The sequence below is a fragment of the Leptolyngbya sp. AN02str genome, from assembly GCF_050565595.1.
Lineage (GTDB): Bacteria > Cyanobacteriota > Cyanobacteriia > Elainellales > Elainellaceae > Kaiparowitsia.
The window spans coordinates 16073-36021 of the sequence record NZ_JBNXVR010000022.1 but is presented as its reverse complement, the minus strand read 5'-3'; the positions used below and the strand labels follow the sequence as shown (position 1 = coordinate 36021).

General features: G+C 52.6%; 19 protein-coding genes. 8 read left to right on the top strand and 11 right to left on the bottom strand.

Translation table 11 applies throughout. From position 1 onward, the window contains the following. Both ACQ4M4_RS16865 and ACQ4M4_RS16860 read right to left on the bottom strand, forming a co-directional pair. Window positions 1-783 (bottom strand): ABC transporter permease, encoded by a 783-nt coding sequence (locus ACQ4M4_RS16865; RefSeq protein WP_430685608.1) that lies wholly within the window; start codon window positions 781-783, stop codon window positions 1-3. Window positions 784-923: 140 nt separating this feature from the next. Next, the gene (locus tag ACQ4M4_RS16860) at window positions 924-1349 is read right to left on the bottom strand and encodes a ketosteroid isomerase family protein (RefSeq protein ID WP_430685607.1); all 426 of its coding nucleotides are present in this window, start codon (window positions 1347-1349) and stop codon (window positions 924-926) included. Window positions 1350-1636: 287 nt separating this feature from the next. Here ACQ4M4_RS16860 and queG point away from each other — a divergent pair, with 287 nt between their 5' ends. The 3 genes from queG to ACQ4M4_RS16845 all read left to right on the top strand — a co-directional run bounded on the left by queG (window position 1637) and on the right by ACQ4M4_RS16845 (window position 5777). Further along, the gene (queG, locus tag ACQ4M4_RS16855) at window positions 1637-2689 is read left to right on the top strand and encodes a tRNA epoxyqueuosine(34) reductase QueG (RefSeq protein ID WP_430685606.1); all 1053 of its coding nucleotides are present in this window, start codon (window positions 1637-1639) and stop codon (window positions 2687-2689) included. Window positions 2690-3099: 410 nt separating this feature from the next. Further along, on the top strand, window positions 3100-4557 hold the full coding sequence (locus ACQ4M4_RS16850) for a diguanylate cyclase (RefSeq protein ID WP_430685605.1): 1458 nt from the start codon (window positions 3100-3102) through the stop codon (window positions 4555-4557). A gap of 353 nt (window positions 4558-4910) precedes the next feature. After that, complete coding sequence (locus ACQ4M4_RS16845; RefSeq protein ID WP_430685604.1) at window positions 4911-5777, top strand: tetratricopeptide repeat protein; 867 nt, start codon at window positions 4911-4913, stop codon at window positions 5775-5777. A gap of 54 nt (window positions 5778-5831) precedes the next feature. On the opposite strand, the gene ACQ4M4_RS16840 is transcribed toward ACQ4M4_RS16845, so the two are convergent. Continuing rightward, a complete protein-coding gene (locus ACQ4M4_RS16840) occupies window positions 5832-6683 on the bottom strand; it encodes a metallophosphoesterase (protein ID WP_430685603.1) in 852 nt (283 codons plus the stop codon). A gap of 335 nt (window positions 6684-7018) precedes the next feature. On the opposite strand from ACQ4M4_RS16840, the gene ACQ4M4_RS16835 reads away from it, so the two are divergent. After that, window positions 7019-9619 carry a GAF domain-containing protein gene (locus ACQ4M4_RS16835; RefSeq protein WP_430685602.1) on the top strand — a complete coding sequence of 867 codons (2601 nt, stop codon included), beginning with the start codon at window positions 7019-7021 and terminating at the stop codon, window positions 9617-9619. 66 nt (window positions 9620-9685) lie between these two features. Here ACQ4M4_RS16835 and aroB read toward each other — a convergent pair whose 3' ends face one another. Next, on the bottom strand, window positions 9686-10789 hold the full coding sequence (gene aroB / locus ACQ4M4_RS16830; RefSeq protein ID WP_430685601.1) for a 3-dehydroquinate synthase: 1104 nt from the start codon (window positions 10787-10789) through the stop codon (window positions 9686-9688). Window positions 10790-10965: 176 nt separating this feature from the next. Between aroB and petL the strand changes: the two genes are divergently transcribed. Then, the gene (gene petL, locus ACQ4M4_RS16825) at window positions 10966-11058 is read left to right on the top strand and encodes a cytochrome b6-f complex subunit PetL (RefSeq protein WP_430685600.1); all 93 of its coding nucleotides are present in this window, start codon (window positions 10966-10968) and stop codon (window positions 11056-11058) included. 129 nt (window positions 11059-11187) lie between these two features. Then, window positions 11188-11865, top strand: a complete 678-nt coding sequence (locus ACQ4M4_RS16820) for a queuosine precursor transporter (protein ID WP_430685599.1) — start codon at window positions 11188-11190, stop codon at window positions 11863-11865. A 216-nt stretch (window positions 11866-12081) separates the two neighbouring features. Here ACQ4M4_RS16820 and ACQ4M4_RS16815 read toward each other — a convergent pair whose 3' ends face one another. The 3 genes from ACQ4M4_RS16815 to ACQ4M4_RS16805 form a co-directional block, all read right to left on the bottom strand. Then, on the bottom strand, window positions 12082-13041 hold the full coding sequence (locus ACQ4M4_RS16815) for an NAD-dependent epimerase/dehydratase family protein (RefSeq protein WP_430685598.1): 960 nt from the start codon (window positions 13039-13041) through the stop codon (window positions 12082-12084). Further along, entirely contained in the window at window positions 13031-13186 is a 156-nt protein-coding gene (locus ACQ4M4_RS16810) for a hypothetical protein (protein ID WP_430685597.1), read from the bottom strand. Before ACQ4M4_RS16810 ends, ACQ4M4_RS16815 begins: the two co-directional genes overlap by 11 nt. 402 nt (window positions 13187-13588) lie before the next feature. Beyond that, on the bottom strand, window positions 13589-13873 hold the full coding sequence (locus tag ACQ4M4_RS16805; RefSeq protein ID WP_430685596.1) for a hypothetical protein: 285 nt from the start codon (window positions 13871-13873) through the stop codon (window positions 13589-13591). A 228-nt stretch (window positions 13874-14101) separates the two neighbouring features. On the opposite strand from ACQ4M4_RS16805, the gene ACQ4M4_RS16800 reads away from it, so the two are divergent. Then, a complete protein-coding gene (locus ACQ4M4_RS16800) occupies window positions 14102-15016 on the top strand; it encodes a LysR family transcriptional regulator (RefSeq protein ID WP_430685595.1) in 915 nt (304 codons plus the stop codon). Between the two features lie 26 nt (window positions 15017-15042). On the opposite strand, the gene ACQ4M4_RS16795 is transcribed toward ACQ4M4_RS16800, so the two are convergent. The 4 genes from ACQ4M4_RS16795 to hemC all read right to left on the bottom strand — a co-directional run bounded on the left by ACQ4M4_RS16795 (window position 15043) and on the right by hemC (window position 19145). After that, window positions 15043-15234 (bottom strand): hypothetical protein, encoded by a 192-nt coding sequence (locus ACQ4M4_RS16795; protein WP_430685594.1) that lies wholly within the window; start codon window positions 15232-15234, stop codon window positions 15043-15045. Window positions 15235-15312: 78 nt separating this feature from the next. After that, a complete protein-coding gene (gene glgA / locus ACQ4M4_RS16790) occupies window positions 15313-16728 on the bottom strand; it encodes a glycogen synthase GlgA (RefSeq protein ID WP_430685593.1) in 1416 nt (471 codons plus the stop codon). Window positions 16729-16899: 171 nt separating this feature from the next. Next, window positions 16900-17727, bottom strand: a complete 828-nt coding sequence (locus tag ACQ4M4_RS16785) for a polysaccharide lyase (protein WP_430685592.1) — start codon at window positions 17725-17727, stop codon at window positions 16900-16902. Window positions 17728-18185: 458 nt separating this feature from the next. Then, window positions 18186-19145, bottom strand: a complete 960-nt coding sequence (hemC, locus tag ACQ4M4_RS16780) for a hydroxymethylbilane synthase (RefSeq protein WP_430685591.1) — start codon at window positions 19143-19145, stop codon at window positions 18186-18188. 223 nt (window positions 19146-19368) lie between these two features. Between hemC and ACQ4M4_RS16775 the strand changes: the two genes are divergently transcribed. After that, window positions 19369-19920 carry a superoxide dismutase family protein gene (locus tag ACQ4M4_RS16775; protein WP_430685590.1) on the top strand — a complete coding sequence of 184 codons (552 nt, stop codon included), beginning with the start codon at window positions 19369-19371 and terminating at the stop codon, window positions 19918-19920. Window positions 19921-19949 lie beyond the last annotated feature (29 nt).

Below are 19949 nucleotides of genomic sequence, written 5' to 3'. Positions count from 1 at the left end.
TTACAGTCTCCGTTCAACCCGAATCATGCGTCGATAGGAAAGCCAACCCGCAGCAACCATCGCCACGGCAAAGCCGACCAAAAATTGCAGGTGAGGAATGATGTCTAAAATCTCGCTGCGATCGCCCGAAGCAATCGTTAACGCCTCAACCATGTGATAGATAGGGTTGAATGCAGCCAGTTGCAGCAGCAACTCTGGAAACAGAGTGGATGGCACAAACGCCCCACCCAGAATCATGAGCGGGACTCCAAACGTCGCCACCAGGGCATTCACATCTTCGGTGCGGCGAGCAAACTGAGTACCCAGTACAAAACCAACCCCCACATAGCTGGCAATGCTAAGAAAAATCACCAGCAGAGCCAAACTGGGATAACCCGAAAACTCGGCACCCATGAGCGCGGCGGCAGTATAAATCAGGAGTGCTTGCCCCAAGCCGATGTAGGTATGAACAAGAAAAATGCCTAAAAAATAAGAAATTCCCCCCAGTGGAGAAATAAATAATCGCTTGAGGGTTTGTTGTTCTCGCTCAGAAACAACGGTAGAAACGCTGCCCCCCAAGCAGCTAAAAAAGAGCGCTGCCCCAACCAACGATGCCGGAACGGCGATCGCATAAGCCTCTGCATCAGAGATGTTCAGGTTGGTTGACTCGGCAAGCAAATAGCCATTCAAAACCAGCAGAATGATCGGAAAGACTGTCCAAAAAATAAGCGATCGCTGCCGTCGTAGCAATTCTGTAAGGATACGCCGTGCAACTGCCAGTATTTCGCGCCCGTACTTGATCAAGGGTGTGTGTCCTTTCTGAGAATCTTCTGCGATAGCAGGAGGGAATTCAGCGTTTATGAAGTCACTCAGAATTGACTGTAGTAAACCGCACCTCTATTTTGCAACAAAATGTTGCGATTCCTTTGTTGAGAGGGTCAAGCTTAACGCCGAAAATTTAGAAGCTCTTCTAACTTGGCGAGTAAGTTGACCTTCACTGAAGCAATCTCGCACGATGGCGTCAGCACAAAGTCCCAAGCAACATTCACGGCAAACAAGGACGTGTCTACCTTTCCCTTTACCCTCACTTCCGTGTCACCACTGTCGAGAGGGGTTTCTGCACCGATATAAGGATATAGACGAAGTCCGGCCGCTTCTGTTTCCAAATAGTGTGCGATCGCCTCACGACCCTGCACTGCCTGCTCAAATGGAGGAACCATGACACCCTGATCGACAAACAGACTGGCGGTTTCTGCATACGCTCCATCATTCAGCATCGCAAAATAGCGCTCGATAATCGGCAGAGAAATTCCCTCAATGGCGATCTGGAACTGAGTAGTCTTGGAGTCGGTATTCGCCTGCGCTGTCATTCGCTATCCTCAAATAAAGTTGCAATTGGCTGAGCTACAGTTCCCTGGATACAGCTCAGCGGTTCAATGGGTGCAGCTAACCGTGCAACGGAATGAATGTAACGAAACCAATGCAACGGAATCTATTCATGCAATGTCTCATATTGTTAAGTTGTTCTCATCATCTCGTAGATAGAATTCTGCTCGGCACACCCTCTTTCTTGGAGCTGATTGACCCAACATCACCGAAACAATCTCCGTAAATCTTCGAGTCCGCTTCTGTTTTGCGGCTCTTTCATGCCGATCTCATGACGAATTTCACGGATCTGTTATCAACAAGTTCAGTTAGGAATGGCCTCGATGCTGAACGGGTCAAGGCTGCTGCACGTGAATTATTTGGATTTCATGCGGTGGGCATTGCTCGTGTTGCTGATTGGCACTCTGGCTCCCAAGGGCTAAACCGCTGGCTGAAACAGGGGTTTCAGGCTGATATGGCCTGGATGGATACCCCCAAACGGCAAGATATTCGGCAGGTGATGCCAACCGTTCAATCCGTCATTTGTGTAGCGCTCAATTACTACACATCACAGCAACGCAAGGATGATGCTGAGTGTGCCAAGCTGTCGCGCTATGGCTGGGGACGAGACTACCACCGGATATTGCACAAAAAGCTCAAAGCGTTTGCTCTGTGGCTCGAAGCGCAAGGCTCCGACATTCAGTCGCGGTACTATGCCGATACAGGTCCTGTGCAGGACAAGGTGTGGGCCGAGCGGGCTGGCCTGGGGTGGATTGCCAAAAATAGCAATCTGATTACGCGAGACTATGGCTCGTGGGTGTTTTTGGGAGAGGTGCTGACCAATATCGAGCTTGTGCCCGATCGCCCCCATACTCAGCATTGTGGGACCTGTACCCGCTGCATTCAGGCGTGCCCAACAGAAGCGATCGCCCAGCCCTTTGTGGTCGATGCCAATCGCTGCATTGCCTATCACACCATCGAAAATCGAGCGCCCGACCTGCCAGAAGGCATTCAGTCCCATTTGCAGGGATGGGTGGCGGGCTGCGATATTTGCCAGGATGTGTGCCCCTGGAACCAACGATTTGCCCAAGAAACCGATGTGGCAGAGTTTCACCCCTATCCCTGGAACATTAGCCCAACGTTGCGATCGCTAGCAGACATGACTGATGAAGAATGGAGCGATCGCTTTCCCGCATCTGCCTTTCGTCGCATTAAGCCGCATATGCTGCGTCGCAACGCTCGTGCCAACTTGGCGGCCCAAACGGTCGGGCTACCTTCACCATCCCCAGACCTCTCAGAAGATCTCTCACAAGGTAACGATTCCAAAACCTCTCGCGAGACATGATGCGCACCCATAAGCCCATCAGCTTTTGCTAGCTCAGCCATAAATGTGAATTGATGCGGGGGTATGATGCATCTCACCCGATCCGTGCCAATTCTATAGACTGAACCTTGAATGGCTAAGAAACCGCGATCGCCAAGGTCGTTTTTACGAGAATTCGTCAACAATAGGGTTGGTGCTGGATTATGAGATGAAATCAGTACACAAAGCAGGCCAATTTGCTCCTCATCAAACGTGCCGTCCTACGAGATTTGGAGAAATGTGAAGGAAGGCTGCAAATATCATGCAATTATTCGCAAATTTGCAATATCGTCAGAATTGCTTGATATTCAGCAGGATTGAACCATCCTGGCGCGGGCCTGTTGCTGGTGAGTTGGGTTTATGCACATATCCTTCTATTCAAATATTTGTCGATGAACCTTCCGAAGTACCCGTCCAATCCAACCGTTTCAGACCTTCAGCCGAATTCAGAGTCCGCTGTCATTTTAGTCGTGGACGATAGCGCGACAAATCGCTCAATTTTGGCCGATATTTTAATTGAGGCGGGGTTTCAAGTCGGGTTGGCCACGAACGGAGAACAAGCGCTCCGGCACCTCAAGCATCACCCAACCGACCTCATTTTGTTAGATGTCATGATGCAGGGCATGAGTGGGTTCGAAACCTGCGAACGCATGAAGGCGGACTCCAACACGCAAGATATTCCAATTATTTTCATTACGGGAATTGACGATACTGAAAGCAAAATTAAAGGGCTTTCTTTGGGAGCAGTGGACTACATTACCAAGCCGTTTAGCCCCAAAGAGGCGATCGCCCGCATTAGCACCCACCTACAGCTTGGCCAATTTGCCAAAACATTGGAAGAGCAGAACCAAAAGCTGCGAGCCGAGGTTGAGCAACGAGAAAACGCAGAAGCCATGCTGCGACTGCTCAATGCCGAACTGCGCCGCGAGCGGGATTTAGCTCGGGTTACGCTGAATGCAATTGGAGATGCAGTCATTACCACCGATGCCAAAGGCTGCATTCAAACCCTCAACCCAGTTGCAGAAACCCTAACAGGCTGGCATACCCATGAAGCACTAGCCCGCCCCCTGCACGAGGTCTTCAAAGTCTTCGATGAAGACAGTGGCAATGCAGTGCCCAATCTAGTCGAACAGGTGTTGCAACAGGGCACCAGCATCACCAGCGCAGGTGAGCATCGATTGTTGATGTCGTACGATGGGGCAACCTTTGCCATTCACGAAACAGCTTCTCCCATTTGCGCAGCAGAGGGCGATATTGTCGGTGTGGTGCTGGTATTTCGGGATGTAACCCCCATGCGGCAAATGGTGAAGCAGCTTGCATGGCAGGCGACCTATGATCCGCTGACCCAGCTGATCAATCGTCGTGAGTTTGAAATGCGCTTGGATGCGGCGATCGCCTCGGCGCAGTACCAGCAAGAGCTACATAGCCTGTGCTTTGTAGACTTAGACGAGTTTAAGCATGTGAATGACACAAGTGGCCATGCCGCTGGCGATGAGGTGCTGCGCCAGGTCAGCACTGTATTGAAAAATAGTGTACGCAAAACGGACTTGGTCGCTCGGCTAGGCGGCGATGAGTTTGCTGTCATTTTGTACAATTGTGGGCTGGAGCAAGCCCGTTGGATCGCCCAAACGCTTTGCCAAAATGTCGAGAATCACAGCTTTACCTATCAAGATCAGGTGTTTCAACTAGGAGCTAGCGTGGGCTTGGTAGAAATCACGGCCGAACCAATTGAGGCAAGCCGACTCTTGAGCATGGCCGACACGGCTTGCTATACCGCCAAAAAGCAAGGCGGCCATCGGGTGAGCTACAGTAAACGCGTGTTAGAAGAAACGGGAGAGAGCGCAAGCTGAGTCCATTGAGTTCATATTGAGGAATCTATCTACAGAACTTATCGAATCGTGGGTTGTATTTCACAGGGCTAGACCATCCCCCAATCCCAAAAATCAGACGGTGCGTTGGCTGGGCTAATTTTTGCCGATGCTGCATGCGATCGACTAAGCTATCAAGAGCTATGTCCTGCCTTTGAATGACTGCCTAGGGCGATCGCGGCAGGAGCCTGCGAACAGTGGGATCACCCCCATCTCATTCCTGTAGCCATGCTAGGCCCACTGCCAACCTGCAAACAGGTTGGGGAACTGTCTGGTTCTGCTTCGCAGTCATCTGTATAGAAAGAGTACGTGACAAATCATTCGGTTGTGAGATTGTGCTAAAGCGATTTTCTATTCTGTTTCTTCCTCTGGTTGCTGGCTTGATCGGCTTGTCTCCCTCGGCGCAAGCTCAGGTATTTGTGCCCCATGTGCCCCAGCTTGACGAAGCTCGCTTAGAGCAGCAGGGATTGACATTGGCCCAGGAGGCGGCACAGTTGTCGCAATTTAACCAGTTTGAGCTGGCCCTGGTGCGGGCACAGTTGGCCAGTCAACTGGTGCCCCAAAATGCGCAGGTTTGGGGGTTGTTGGGCAGTCTTTATGTGCAGCTCAATCAGAATGAAGACGCGATTCGAGCATTGCAGCAGGCGCGATCGCTCGACAGCGAAAATCCTGCAGTGTTGTTTGCGCTGGGTACGGTCTACTTTCGCACCGAAGATTATGCGCGATCGGCAGAACTGATTGAAGCTGGGCTTGAAATTAAAGGGGATGAGCCAGCTGCCTACTTCGACTTGGGCAATGCCTACTTTATGATGAAGCGCTACAACGATGCGATCGAGGCTTACGAAGAGGCCATTGATTTGGATGAAGCCTTTTGGCCTGCTATTAACAACATTGGTCTGGTGCAATATGAGCAGGGCGATGTCGATGCAGCTGTTGAAAGCTGGCAAGAGGCCCTAGAGGTAGATGCAGAACAGCCGGAACCTCAGCTAGCGCTCGCAGTTGCCCTCTATGGCGCAGGCTCGCAGGCCGAAGCCTTGACCCAGGGAGAAGCCGCATTACAAAAGGATGCTCGCTATGCCGATTTGGAATTTTTGAAAGATAACCTGTGGGGCGATCGCCTCTTGGCCGAAGCAGAACGGTTTTTGCAGCTCCCCCGCATTCGCGATAGTTTGGCTCGCATTCAGCGCTCTTCCCAACCCTAGAGCCAAAGGTTCCCGTTAGAATCGTTGAAATCTTGGAAGTCGTCTTAGGCAAGGTTACCCAGGCATAGTTTCTAGCGGAGCTGGCTCTAGCGTTAGGAGTGTGAGTTCGGGCGAACAGCGAAAGCGACCCGGAAGATACGTTCCTAATCCCCGGTTCACGTAGAGTTGGTTGATGCCGACGCGATGCAGACCCTGAGCCCATTCCCAATGGCGTACGACCTTGTGGCACTGACGGCGCACATAGGGAAGCCACCGCTGCACCGAGCCGGGCAACTTTTGGCAAACCCGAAAGTAGGCATGAATGGGATTGCCAATGATGGGCAGGTTGATCTGGCCTCCGTGGGTATGGCCCGAAAGCTGCACATCAACTCGGCGGTAGACCAGCACTCTGGCAGTGTCGGGGTTGTGGCAAAGAACGATACGAGGACAGCTGGGGGCGAGCGCATCCAGAACAGCTGGATCAAACTCGCCGGATTTGTAATCGGCCAACCCCACAATGGGCAGCAACGGCCCAAACGGATAGGCGATCGCATTCCACAACACATGAATGCCAACCCGAGTTAGGGCAGCAGTAATCACTTGGCGGGCACCAGGCTCAGCATCGTCATGGTTACCCAAGCATGCGTAAATACCGTGTTGACTCTGGAGCGTGGCGAGCGCACCGGCCAAAGCCCCAATTGGGGTGGGATCATCCGTTACAAAGTCGCCAGTTAGCACAACCAGATCGGGCTTAGCCCGGTTGCACTGGGCGATCGCGTCCTCTAGCAGCTGATCGGATAAGCGCAGCCCATCATAATGAAAGTCAGAAAGTTGGGCAATACGAATTCCCCACAGCGCCGGATCCAAGCCAGCAATCCTGATCGTGAGTTGTTCAACCTGTAAGGAACCAGTGAGCCAGTGGTGCATAGCATCGTAGTTATTACGAGATGAGTTTTAAATCGGGGAGCTTGTGCGTGAATCTGGGTAGGACGTGATTCTTCCGCGCGGTTGGGGAACTATAAATTGAGTGTTCCTACCAATCATTGAAAAAGCACTTCATTGTGAAATAAACAAATAACAGCATCACCCCCTGTGTTTCAAATCGCAAAGCCAATTTTTAAGAACCCATCCAATCAGTCGATAGAGCCTCAGACATGAGTCTCAATAACCGTTCTATTTCCCCATTCTCCTCGGTGCATTCATCTCTGCACTCGCGCACGAACCACGTTTCCCCCTCCGCCCAAGACGTAGCAGGTCACTCCATGCTGGATTATCGACCTGAATTTGACCCTTCGGTTTTGGCTGGCAGTACCCCGGTTGAAGCGCTGTACTTCAATCTTGACGGTGATTGTCGAATTTGTGCCGCTAGCCCAGAAACGATCGAAAAATTTGGCCAGTCGCCAGAGAGGCTGCTGGGGCAATCTCTACTGCCATACCTATGTCCTTCTGATGCAGACACGCTGCGATCGCAGCTTCAGACTATTAGCAACCCGTCATCCGAGCCAGTCCAGCTTCACTTTGTGTTACCGGGGCTGCCTCGATTGCCGGTACAGGCTCAGTTGCAAAAGTTGGTGACTGCGACAGGTCAGCCGTGCTGGTCGCTCATATGCACTCCGATTGCCAGTTCTGAGTTAGCAACACTTTTAGTCACTGATTCGTGCCCGGTGTCGGGGTTGAGCGTGTATCGAGCCCTAACCAACACCTTTCCTAATGGCATGGTGCTGGTTTTTGATGGTGAGTTGCGCTATTGCTTGGTAGAAGGGCGTGGTTTAAGGGATCTCAACATTGCATCAGAGGATTGGCTGGGTAAAACGTTGCTAGACACGTTGCCGACCCATGCTTGTGAAGCGCTAGAGCCGCTGTACCGTGCGGCGATCGCCGGATACGAGTCTGTGACGGAGCTAGCCTATGCCCATCGCTACTACTTGGTCCATGGGTTGCCCATCCACAACGAGGGCGGTGAGTCGCCCTTGGGCATGGCGATCGCCCAGGATATCACTCCTCAAAAACAGGCCGAAATTGCCCTACAGCGCCAGGCGGATGCCGAGCGGCAGCGTAGCTTAGTCGCTCAGTTTACAGCTGAGTTTGCTCGCCATTTGCGACAGTCCCTGGATTTAGATCAGATTTTGGAGGCAACCGTCGCCAAAATTCAGCAAATGCTGGAGGCGGATCGCGTGCTGATCTATCGCTTTCAGGCAGAGGACAGTGGGGCCATTATTCAAGAGGCGATCGCGGCGAACTGTTCATCCATCATGGGAACATCACTCCCCGCGAGCCTGCTCGCCCTTGAACGCCAATCGATTGCAACCAGCCATTACTTTGCATCCATTCACGACTCCGCCGATGCCAGCTTACCGCCTGTGCTGCGCGACTTTTTGCAACGGCTGGATGTGCGAGCGCGGCTAGTGGCTCCCATTTTGCAAAATGAGACCCTGTGGGGCCTGCTGATTGTCCACCAATGCTCGGAATCACGGCAGTGGCACCCCTGGGAAGTGGAGCTGTTGAGCCAGCTCGCCGGACACATTGAAAGCGCCATCTATCACTCTGAGCTGTACCAACAGGTACAACGGCTCAATGCAGACCTGGAGCACCAAATTCAGGAACGCACTACCCAGCTTCAGCTAGCCTACGAGTTTGAGGCAACCCTAAAGCGTATTACCGACAAAGTGCGCGACAGCCTGGATGAAGATCAAATTCTACAGGCTGCGGTGGAAGAGCTGGCTACGGTGCTGGGCGTCAGCTCCTGTAATGCGGCGATTTACGACATTGAGCAGGGCACGTCCACCATTCACTATGAGTACACCACGACGGTGTCGCCGTACCAGGGTCGGGTCTCTCGACTGTCGGCCTTCCCCGATATTTACGTACCGTTGACCAAGGGCAAGCATCTCCAGTTTTGCTCGCTGGCTCCCAACCCAGTGCGGGGCTTTGTCTCAACCCTAGCAGTGCCCATGCTGGATGACAAAGGTGTATTGGGTGACCTATGGCTGATCAACCACAAAGAATATGCCTTTAGCGAGCAAGATATTCGGCTGGCGCAACAGGTGGCCAACCAGTGTGCGATCGCTCTCCGGCAGGCTCGACTTTACCAAGCGGCTCAAGCCCAGGTGAAAGAGCTGGAGCGTTTGAATCGGTTGAAGGACGACTTCCTCAGCACGGTGTCGCACGAGCTGCGCACCCCCATGTCCAACATTAAAATGGCCATTCAAATGTTGGAAATTTTGCTGAAGCAGTCGGGAGCTTTAGCAAGCCTTTCTGAGCGGGCCGCTCGCTACTTCAAGATCTTGCACGAGGAGTCGCAGCGGGAAATTAACCTCATCAACGACCTGCTCGATCTGTCGCGGCTGGATGCAGGAGCTGATACCATTAAGGCCACCACAATCGAGCTGAATACCGTTCTGCCGCCGTTGACACAAGCCTTTGAAGAACGCACCCAAAATCATCAGCAAACCCTGCGCCTGGTATTTGACAACGACCTGCCACGCCTGACCACCGATGTGTCCAAGCTGGAGCGCATTATCACCGAGCTGCTGACCAACGCCTGCAAGTACACACCTGCTCAGGAAGTGATCACTGTATCGGTAGAAACGATGCGCGAGGAGGATCGGGCGGTTGGGGTGCGGTTCTCTATTATCAATACCGGAGCCGAAATTCCGCCCCACGAACTGGACAATATTTTTGAAAAGTTCTACCGCATTCCCAACAATGATCCATGGCAATACGGCGGCACGGGCCTGGGCTTGGCCCTGGTGAAAAAGCTGGTGGAACGGCTAGAAGGCACGATTGAGGCTACCAGTTCCGCTCGCCAAACCTGCTTCTGCATTGAGCTACCGCTATTTCTGCGGTCAAAAACGATTAGCTAGCGCACTGCCAATTCTGTTGGTCAGGATTCATTCTGTGAGATGAACCCCAACTAGGATTGTGCTGACCTATGGGCTCTCCATCATCTTGCTCAAGATGGGGCGTAATGTATTGGCGGTGACTTGATCGGTAATTTTGACTTCGCCAATGCGGGTGGGCAAAATGAAGCGCACTTTGCCATCGGCGACTTTTTTGTCGGTTTGTAGCGCGGTGATGATGGCGTCGGGTTCCACGCCAGCAGGAATTTGGGTGGGGAGGCCTGTTTTGGTAATGAGGGCATCTTGCCGCTGGGCAGATTCCGCATCCCACAGGTTCAGGGATTGGGCGATCGCCCCAGCCGCCACCATGCCAATGCCCACCGCCTCGCCATGATTCACTACCTTGTAGCCCGTTAGGCTTTCTACGGCGTGACCCACCGTGTGTCCGTAGTTGAGGATGGCGCGCAGCCCCGATTCCTTTTCATCTTTGCTGACCACATGGGCCTTGGCCTCACAGGAGCGCGTCAGGATCGTTTGCATCAGCTCTGGGGAAACATAGCGCTGCTGATCGAGCCGAGGAGCCTGCTCCAACTGTTCAAACAAATTGGCATCCCAAATGATGCCGTACTTGATGACCTCGGCCATACCTGCGCGGAATTCTCGACTGGGCAAAGTCTTTAACACTTCGGGATCAATCAGCACCAGGCGCGGTTGGTGAAACGCGCCAATCAGGTTTTTGCCGTGGGGATGGTTGACGCCCGTTTTGCCGCCGATAGAGGCATCGACCATGGCCAGCAGCGTTGTCGGCACCTGCACAAAGTGAATGCCCCGCAGCCAAGTTGCGGCAGCAAAGCCAGCCATATCGCCAATGACACCACCACCCAGAGCGACGATCGTAGACGATCGCTCTAATCGATGGTTGAGAGCGGCATCGTAAATTTTTTGCAGGCTGGCAGGAGTTTTGAAGCGTTCTCCCGGAGGTAGCAAGATGTGAGCCACATCAAATCCAGCTTGGGTCAGCGATGCGATAGCCCGTTCGCCATAGTACTTAAAGATGGGTGGACTAGAAACCAGCAGCACCTTTTTGCCCAGGCTCAGCGGCTGCATCCAGGTTCCCAAATATTCCAACCCGCCGGGAGCGATCGCCACCTCATAGGACTGCTGCGGCAACTCGACGGTAATCACTGACTTCATACGCCAACCCGCTTTGATACGCATTACGATACACAGAGCAATCATTATCGCACTTGCAGGACGCACCCGGTGCTGGCAATGGCATTGGGCCAGCGACCTTGTTTGGTTTTCACGTCGGGAATGCGCAGCAAAAATGGTTCAATAGATTCAGGCTGTGTTAATTAGGAGACGCACTCATGGGACCTATCCTTTATTTATTCATTTTGGTGGCTGCTGCTGGCGGCGCGTTTGGCATGTACTTTGTGCTGCGCAGCGTTAAACTCATTTAAGAACATTGCATTGCTGAAGCAATGGCATTTCATCAACATTAGCAACATGTGTTTAGTGCAAGTTGATCTACGATGGCGATCGCTTGCACTTGTTTTTTGCCTATTTTCCTTCGCTATCCCCCACCTGCCATGAAGACGTATCGCCACCTGGACACCATTACTGGGCTGTTTGTCGCTGTTTTGCTCATTTCGAACATCGCCTCAACCAAAATTTTGGCGTTGGGGCCGTTCACCTTTGATGGCGGCACCATCTTGTTTCCGCTGAGCTACATTTTTGGCGACATTTTGACCGAGGTGTATGGCTATGGGCGATCGCGCAAGGTCATTTGGATTGGATTTTTGACCGCAATCCTGATGTCGGTCACCTTTGCCTTGGTGGGAGCACTGCCCCCCGCTGCCGATTGGGAGTTGCAGGATGCCTACATGAGCATTTTGGGGCAAACGCCGCGCATTGTGCTGGCCAGCCTAATCGCCTACTTTGCCGGGAATTTCTCCAACGCTTACACCCTGTCCAAACTCAAGCTCAAAACTCGCGGGCGCTGGCTGTGGTTGCGCACCATTAGCTCGACACTGATTGGTCAGTTGATTGATACTGGGCTGTTTGTGGCGATCGCCTTTGCGGGCCTGTTGCCCAACTCGCTGCTGTGGACTATCGTTCTTTCCAACTACATTTTCAAATGCGGTGTGGAAGTGCTATGTACCCCGTTGACCTATGCGATCGTCAATTGGCTCAAACGCCAAGAGCATGAAGATGCCTACGACACCGATATAAATTTCAACCCGTTTCGCCTGTTTCGTACCAACTAAGTCCCTCGACACCATTCAAAACCAACCCCAAAAGCCTGTGCTGCCTACACAGGCTTTTGGGGTTAGGGCTTACGCACTCCATACAAAAAACCAGGGATTGAATGATTTTTGGGTCGCTAAGCGACCCAAAAATCATTCAACTGCGTAAGTCCTGAGGGTTTATGTTTAATGATGGCTGATTTCTTGAACCCCGTGATGGGCTTGATTGCGCTGTATTTAAGATTTTGGAGGATAAATACCGCTGACCTTGAGGACATCGCTTAGCGTGGAGCAATGGGGCACTGTGCCATAGGTTGCTGGGTTGACATGGCGCTCATAAGTAAAATGGCGATACTCCATGCAAAAGCGATCCCACGCCGCCATTTGAATGTTGAACACTTTGATGAAGAAGTTGGCCAAACCCAATGTTAGGGGAATGCGAAAGTAAATGTGCTTGTTGAGGTAGTGGCAGGCTTCTTCGACCGCTGCGTTTACGGTCATGGGGGCATTGCCCAGCACCAGTTCGCGGGGTTCTCCTTCGGCGGGCGGGTGATCGAGTAAATGCATCACCACTTTAGTAATGTCTGCACAGTGAATGTAATGGAATCCACCATCGGCTTTGAGGAAGCGGATGAGATTGATCCACTTGACGACTTGAGGCAACCCGCTGCTGATTTGCGACAAGGGTTTGGTTTGGTCGCCACCAAACACCAGGGTAGGAAAGACAGTGGTGATTTGAGGGGCGATCGCCAGCTTCGATAACCGCTGATGGCACTCGTATTTGGTGCGTACATAGTCGGTACCCAGTTCTCCAGCCTGCCTGAGCGGCTTGTTATCGCGACCGAGAATGCTGGCTGTGGAGAAATAAACGACCTGTTCGCACAGGTCAGGGTTCAGCAAATTCAGCAGGCGAATCGTTTTGGTGACGTTGATATCGTGCGTGTTCGGCCCACCCCAGGCGGTTGCAATCAAAATTGCCTGATCCATCGTTTTGAGCAAGCTCGTGTGCTGCTCAATGTTGAGCATGTCGCCTTGCAACAGATGAATGCCCGGTCTGGCTTCGGAGTTGATCTGGAGCTTGCTGGGATCGCGCACCAGCAAAAACAGCTCGTGTTCTGTGTGTTGAATCAAAGCATCTACAATGTAGTGCCCAATACAACCGCTCGCGCCAGTAATAAAAATCCGCTTAGAGGTCATGAGAGAGGGAATAAGGTGCCAGGGTGAACAGCCAGGATGAAACGCGATCGCCCCGACCAAGCCAGCAGCGATAGATAACCGTCGGACTAGTGTAACCCAAGCTGTACCCCGGAAGAAAAGATAATCCCGTCAAATTTTCTCTCATAGAGCTAATCAATGTGGGCGATCGCGTCTTTCCAATAACCCGACAGGCTTCAGCGGTCAGGGGTCCTCTGGGCAATCCCAGCGAGTGCCGTGTTCACCGTACCATCCCCCGGGTGGTACTGCTCCTCCGGCCAATATCACGAAAGTTCACACCCATGGGTCGGTCGTTCTCCAACGGCCATGGGTGCAGTGATTGTTGGGCATCGCTAGGAGGCTCACCTATGCGAAAACCCTTGATGCGTGCCGGAGTATCTGGGCAGCAGATCAAGGGTTTTACACGAAAGGCAGATTCAGTCTGAGCGATCGCAAGCAATCTCATATTCAAGACGAGGAGGAAATCAGGGATCGTATTCTACATGGCTAGACCATCCTCCACCCATGGTTAGAAACGATAAGACCAGATTTAGAACTGGTATCGTTGCTCTAACCACATCCGTACCTCTGCCTCTGAGCTAAAGTAAAGCGTCTCGCTCGTGAGTGGGTCGTATACCACCCAGCTAACCCCACCATTGCGATCGCGTTTTTGTGAGATTTGAGGTTCTTGGGTTCCGGCAAGGCGGGTCACCATCGTTTGCGAAAATTTGCTTAGCCATTGGCTCGCTTTGCTCATCGCTTGGGAGGGGGTTGGGGTTGCGTCTAGCCTGGAAGACATGCGACGCTCGCCCCAATACTCGGAAGGGGTTCTCATAGAACTTCTCCTGATTGAATGTGTGGTAAAAGCTGAGCTTGCTAACGAGTGAAAAGATGAGGTTGCGGCAGCAAGCGATTGGGTTGATGCTTTCAATGTACTCAGTGCGATCGCATCATTCAAAAGAATCTATGAATTGTTTTCATGAAAAAAATTCATAGATCGATGCCGATTCATTCCATAAAACATAAGGGAGAATCAAAACAGCGTATCGGGAGGGTGAACGCCATGAACCGAGACCATATCAAACTCTCTCAATTGCGGGCCTTTGTGGCGGTCGCGGCAGCGGGCAACTTTAGCGAGGCTGGTCTGCAACTCGGCATTTCCCAATCTGCCGTAAGCCATGCGATCGCCAGTTTGGAAGACGAATTGGGAGTTGTGTTGTTTTCGCGTGGTCGGCATGGAGCCACCCTAACTCCGGTGGGCGATCGCATGCTGTGCCATGCTCACCACATGCTCAACCTGCTGGATGACATGAGCCGCGAAGCCAGCCTGTCCAAAGGGCTAGAAGGTGGCGATGTGCGAATTGCCTCCTTTCGCAGCGTAGCAACGCATGTGCTCCCCGAAGTCATTGCCAAGTTTCGCACCCGATTTCCAGCCATCAATGTATCGTTGGCCGAGTGTCGCGGCGACGACGGGATCGAAATTGCCCTGCGCAAAGGCAACGCCGACATCGGCATTATTTGCCTGCCCCCATCGCTAGAGTTCGACATGTGGGAGCTGTTTCGCGATGAGTATGTGGTGCTGCTACCGCCCGATGCCAAAGCGTCCGATCCCATCACATGGGATGAAATTGCCCAGTACCCGCTCATCATGCCGCCCGATACAGACTACTGCTCGATTCTGATTCGCAGTCACTTTGCCTCGGTCAAGCAACCCCTGCGCGCGGCCTACACCATTAATGAAGATTCCACCATCATTGGCATGGTGATGCGGGGCTTGGGCATTTCGGTAATGGCGCGCTTGGCCGCAGAACCCTTGCCCCCGCGCATTCAAGTGCGTCGCCTGCCCATACCGCTGGAGCGAGTGATTCGAGCGGTTACCATGCCCAATGCGCTGCACACCCCAGCCGTTTACGCATTCTTGGATGCGTTGAAGGAAGTGCGGAATCCGCTGATAGTGCCCTTCAAACAGGCCAGCTAACCAACCGTGAAGCCAAAGTTGGCTTTTCATCCATACGTCTTGGCAGATGGGTCGCGGTTAATGCAGCCGGGTCTTTCGGTGAATTTGCAGACTTTATTCCACAAGCTGGTGCGGGTTCCTGGAGGCCCCATCGAAAAGATGACGCGATCGCCCAACACGCCTCCTGCAATAATCTTGACCTTGCACAGGGGACAGGTTTGCATGCCGGAATTGGTCATGATGGGCCTCCTTTTGATGGGTCAGGGGTGGCAGCGCTACGGTAACCACACCCCGTTCAGTTAGTTTTAGATCATGAATTAAGACTTGGCGAGTTCTGGTTGAATGATCTCGGTCTGGGTCGGCAACCCTGTAATTTGGTGATAAAGCTGAATGTACTGTTGGGCAGACTTATCCCAGCCAAAGTCCTGCTGCATAGCCCGCTGCTGCAAGGCCAACCAATGATCCTTGTAGCGGAAACCTTCCCAGGCCCGCACCATACAGGTGTAAAAGTCCAGCGGTTCGTAGCGATCGAAGCAGTAGCCTGTTCCTGTTTTTTGCATGGGCTCGTGGTGGAAGACGGTATCCACTAATCCGCCTGTGCGCCGCACAATGGGAATACAGCCATACCGCAGGGCAATCATTTGGCTAATGCCGCAGGGCTCAAAGCGAGACGGCATGATAAAGGCATCGGTACCGCCATAAATGCGGCGGGCAATGAGTTCGCTGTGCATGAGGTACACAGCAACCCGGCCTGGGTGGCGAGATGCAATTTGCCACAGTTCTGTTTCGTAGTAGCGATCGCCCGTTCCCAACACAATCAGCTGTGCATCGGTATAGGCAATGAACCGATCCATCGCTTGAATTAACAGATCCAGCCCCTTTTGCTCAACCAGACGCGACACCATGCCCAGCAAAAAGGCATTGGGGTTAATTTCCAGCCCAACATCCTCTTGGAGCGATCGCTTGTTCAACGCCCGTTGTTCTAGCGTTTCCACCGTAAAATTTTGCACCAAATTTGCATCAGTCGCCGGATCAAACACATCGCGATCGATGCCGTTCAAAATCCCAGAGACCTTGCCGCCAATAAACGACAGCAGACCCTCAATCCGTTCGCCATACTCCTTCGTTTGGATTTGCTGCGCATAGGTAGGCGATACCGTCGTCACAGCCTCGGCATATTGCACTGCTGCCGCCATGGTGTTGTGACCTTGCATATACCAGGGACACCAGGTCATCTGCTCAAGCTGAGCCCGCGATGGCCCCTGATAGGCCAGGTTGTGAATCGTAAACACAGAGGCAATATCTGGCGACTGATGCATCCACACCGGAATCATGCCCGTATGCCAGTCGTGACAGTGCACCACGTTGGGCTTCCAATAATTCCAGGCAAACTCGGCTGCGCCATTGGCAAACAGGGTGAACCGCCAGCTCTCATCTTCACCACCATAAATACGCTTGGGCGAAAACGCTGGATGACCAAACAAGTACAGCGGCACGTCGGTTCCAGGCAGGGTCGTTTCATAAACCTGAAATTCCTGGAACATGGCGCTGCCCGTCCACACGGGCTCATCTGGAACGGTGACTTTCCCTACCAATGTTCCGTAATAGGGAAGAAACACGCGCACATCGTGTCCCATTTGTCTCAACACTTTGGGCAGGGCTCCAATGACATCTCCCATGCCGCCCACCTTGGCGATGGGTGCGGCTTCTGCCCCAACAAATAGAATTCGCATGTGGTAGTTGATCCCAATAGCGGTGTCAACCAGCAAGCTGGTCTAATCAAGGCTATCAAGTTTCGGTCCTGTTTCCGTGCAACTCTTCTAAAAAAATCCAGGAATATGAGGTAGAAAAGCTGCGGATTTTATGTTCTGGCTCCAGAATTGGAGACCTCCAACTGGGGAGTCTCAATCTTTGAGGATTTTCACATCGTCGTAATACAAAACTCGGGTATGCGTGGTGGAATACTCGCCTCTGGCCCAATCTTGCTTATAAATTCCAATTTTTAAGCCAACAGAGTCGCGGTAGGGATCGCCGGTTTTGCCAGCAAAATCAACAATTTGTTCTCCGTCCTTCCACACTTTTACAAATCCATCGTCATCCTCGGAAAAATTGACGTAGAAGATGAACTCAACCCAGCGTCCGGTTTCGTAGGGTTGCCGCCAATAGGTAGTACGCTCAACCCGCTTAGCGTCGCGATCGCGAAACCAGGCCCCCTCTAGCACCAAATTTCCATCTCGGGTGACAAGTGCCATATTGGGCGAAGTCCAGCGACCGTTGACTGGCCCTTGCCATTGGGCAATGTGTTCCTGGCTCGGGTCTCGCTCATAATCCGAAGGCAGCAACAGCCTGAACGAATACCAATGCGGCCCAGACAGCGTATTGAGGTGATAGGTATGATATTCCACCCGTCTCCCCCGCGAGGCGATTGGATCATTGCGACGCAGCTCGAACCGGGCCGCGCCATTTTCAACCCGAAACTGATGGCTCGCGCCCTGTTCGCGACCCCAGGTTGCTGCACTACCCTCGCTGAAATCGCTGAAGAAGAGGAGCTCGGCACTGCTGGGAATGATCTCTGCCGATGAGGTCGATGCGGATACATGGGCAAGCACCGTCTCAACAAGATCTTGCGTTGCAACCAAACCTTGCTGCCGCCAATACCACTCCAGACCTACCGCAAAACCCACCGCAACCACGAGTGAGGTGAGCAATTTAGCCATTTTGTACTGGGCCATATGCACAAGCCTGGATAGAGATGCTGTGTTTTCAGGACTAAAGCACGTCGCGCAAAATCTTGAAGGGGTTGGATAATTTTCGAGGGCTCAGTCTAATGAAATTGATGGCCTCAAGATTAAGATTGGTCGAATTGCTTCAGCCCTGCAGAATCCAAAATCGCTTTCATATTGGTATAGCGGGTACGATGCACTTTCGGCTAGCAAGTTTGGGAACCTTGTTCAAAACTTCAAAACCTGATGCGTGCGGTACTCTTGCAGCCAGAGATATCAGCCAGAAATATGCAGAAAAATTATTAGGCCTTACGCACTTCATCCGAAAAAATCATTCAACTACGTCAGCCCTGACTATTTCAAACAGTGGCGATCGCCATTTCACCACAAAAAAGCCTCGCAGTGCTATCGCTGCAAGACCTTTTTGTATCTTCATCCAGAGGAGAGGGCGGAACAGCTTGGGAACGTTAGCTGCGCTGAATGGTCGCGAAGATTTCATCCAAAATTGTTTGCGCGCCCTGAGCTTTGAGCTGGTTGGCAAGGTCGATTCCCAGCTGTTCTGCGGTTTCGGTGGGGCCAGAGACAGTTCCCTGCACCAGGTTTTGGCCATCCAGGCTAGCAACAATCCCTTTAAGGGTGAGTGCGTCGCCTTCGATGGTGGTGCTCACACCAATTGGCACTTGGCAGCCGCCTTCTAGCTCACGGAGGAAGGATCGCTCGGCATAACAGCGGTAGGCCGTGGGCTTATGTTCCAAAACTTTGAGCACATTTAGGATTTCAGGATCATCGGCGCGGCATTCGATGCCCAGTGCGCCTTGACCCACAGCATGGAGCGAAATGTCGGTGGGGATTGCTTGATGAATGCGATCGCCCATGCCCAGTCGATGCAAACCCGCTACCGCAAGAATGAGCGCATCGTACTCACCTGCATCCAGCTTGGCCAAGCGAGTGTTTAGGTTGCCGCGCACATCCTTAAAGGTGAGGTGGGGGTAGTGATGGCGAAGTTGAGCCAAACGCCGCAGTGAAGAGGTTCCAACAACGGCACCCTCAGGCAAGGTATCTAACTGCTTATCCTTATACTTTTCGTGAACAACCAGGGCATCGGCAGGGTCTTCGCGTTCTGTGACACAGCCCAAAATCAAACCTTCGGGGAGGCGGGTTGGCAAGTCTTTGAGGGAATGCACCGCAAAGTCAATGTCGCCGCTGAGCATGCCAACTTCAAGCTCTTTGGTGAAGAGGCCCTTGTCGCCAATTTTTGCGAGTGCGACATCCAAAATCTTGTCGCCCTGGGTGCTCATGGTGTGTACTTCGAACATGCGATCGGGAAAGGCTTTTTGCAGTTCTGCTTGCACCCAGTGAGTTTGCACAAGCGCCAACTGGCTTTTGCGTGAACCAATGCGGATGGAACGGGGAGGACTTGCAACCATTTGTAAAGGATTATTTCAGAAAACAGCGGAATATTAAGCAGATTCCGGCTTTGGGCCATTTATCAGCTTACCGCAGCCCGGTACGAAATCCCCCATGAGGTTCGATCCAGCCCTGCAAAATAAATTGCATCTTTAGAGGAGTCAACAAGGCGGGGGAACGGCCTAGAATAACGGCAACAGGTTAACGAGGTTTAACTGTTCAGTCATTTAGGGGTGGTGGGCAATGAGCGTGTGGCGTCGAGTGGCAAAGAGTGTTTCGGTGATTACAATTTTGGGATTGCTGCTGTTTTTGTATCTGGGGGTGCAGGGGCAGGCGTTGGCGGCAACGATGGCAACGGCAGACATTCACGATACAGGTAATGGAGCGCTGAGTGGACAGGCAACGTTTACCGAAACGGAGACGGGGCTGATCATTCGGGCTCAGGTGGCCAATGCACCCGTGGGGTTTCACGGCTTTCACATCCACGAGGGGGAGCGTTGTGAGGATGGCGGCAAAGCGGCAGGCGGACACTACAATCCCGATGGGGTGAAGCATGGCAAGCTGGTGACGGATGGGTTTGCCAATGCGCACGCCGGAGATTTGGGCAATCTTGTGATTGGTTTGGGTGGCTCGGGCACGTATCAGCAGGAGATTCCAGGATTGCGACTCACAGAGGGAGCGCATGCGATCGCCAACCGAGCCGTTATCGTGCATGAAAAGATGGACGTGTATGTGCAGCCCACGGGCAACGCGGGCGATCGCATTGGCTGCGGTGTGATTCGGCTTGAGAGTTAGCCAGCACAGAGATTTTGAGACGCACCTTG

Bases quoted from the DNA above. Each gene is read 5' to 3' on its own strand.
- ACQ4M4_RS16815 (WP_430685598.1), bottom strand. From the start codon at position 13,041: ATGACCTCTAAGCGGATTTTTATTACTGGCGCGAGCGGTTGTATTGGG.
- ACQ4M4_RS16835 (WP_430685602.1), top strand. From the start codon at position 7,019: ATGCTGGATTATCGACCTGAATTTGACCCTTCGGTTTTGGCTGGCAGT.
- ACQ4M4_RS16785 (WP_430685592.1), bottom strand. From the start codon at position 17,727: ATGGCCCAGTACAAAATGGCTAAATTGCTCACCTCACTCGTGGTTGCG.
- queG (WP_430685606.1), top strand. From the start codon at position 1,637: ATGACGAATTTCACGGATCTGTTATCAACAAGTTCAGTTAGGAATGGC.
- ACQ4M4_RS16860 (WP_430685607.1), bottom strand. From the start codon at position 1,349: ATGACAGCGCAGGCGAATACCGACTCCAAGACTACTCAGTTCCAGATC.
- ACQ4M4_RS16800 (WP_430685595.1), top strand. From the start codon at position 14,102: ATGAACCGAGACCATATCAAACTCTCTCAATTGCGGGCCTTTGTGGCG.
- ACQ4M4_RS16795 (WP_430685594.1), bottom strand. From the start codon at position 15,234: ATGACCAATTCCGGCATGCAAACCTGTCCCCTGTGCAAGGTCAAGATT.
- hemC (WP_430685591.1), bottom strand. From the start codon at position 19,145: ATGGTTGCAAGTCCTCCCCGTTCCATCCGCATTGGTTCACGCAAAAGC.
- ACQ4M4_RS16805 (WP_430685596.1), bottom strand. From the start codon at position 13,873: ATGAGAACCCCTTCCGAGTATTGGGGCGAGCGTCGCATGTCTTCCAGG.
- ACQ4M4_RS16775 (WP_430685590.1), top strand. From the start codon at position 19,369: ATGAGCGTGTGGCGTCGAGTGGCAAAGAGTGTTTCGGTGATTACAATT.
- ACQ4M4_RS16810 (WP_430685597.1), bottom strand. From the start codon at position 13,186: ATGAGAGAAAATTTGACGGGATTATCTTTTCTTCCGGGGTACAGCTTG.
- aroB (WP_430685601.1), bottom strand. From the start codon at position 10,789: ATGAAGTCAGTGATTACCGTCGAGTTGCCGCAGCAGTCCTATGAGGTG.
- ACQ4M4_RS16820 (WP_430685599.1), top strand. From the start codon at position 11,188: ATGAAGACGTATCGCCACCTGGACACCATTACTGGGCTGTTTGTCGCT.
- petL (WP_430685600.1), top strand. From the start codon at position 10,966: ATGGGACCTATCCTTTATTTATTCATTTTGGTGGCTGCTGCTGGCGGC.
- ACQ4M4_RS16840 (WP_430685603.1), bottom strand. From the start codon at position 6,683: ATGCACCACTGGCTCACTGGTTCCTTACAGGTTGAACAACTCACGATC.
- glgA (WP_430685593.1), bottom strand. From the start codon at position 16,728: ATGCGAATTCTATTTGTTGGGGCAGAAGCCGCACCCATCGCCAAGGTG.
- ACQ4M4_RS16850 (WP_430685605.1), top strand. From the start codon at position 3,100: ATGAACCTTCCGAAGTACCCGTCCAATCCAACCGTTTCAGACCTTCAG.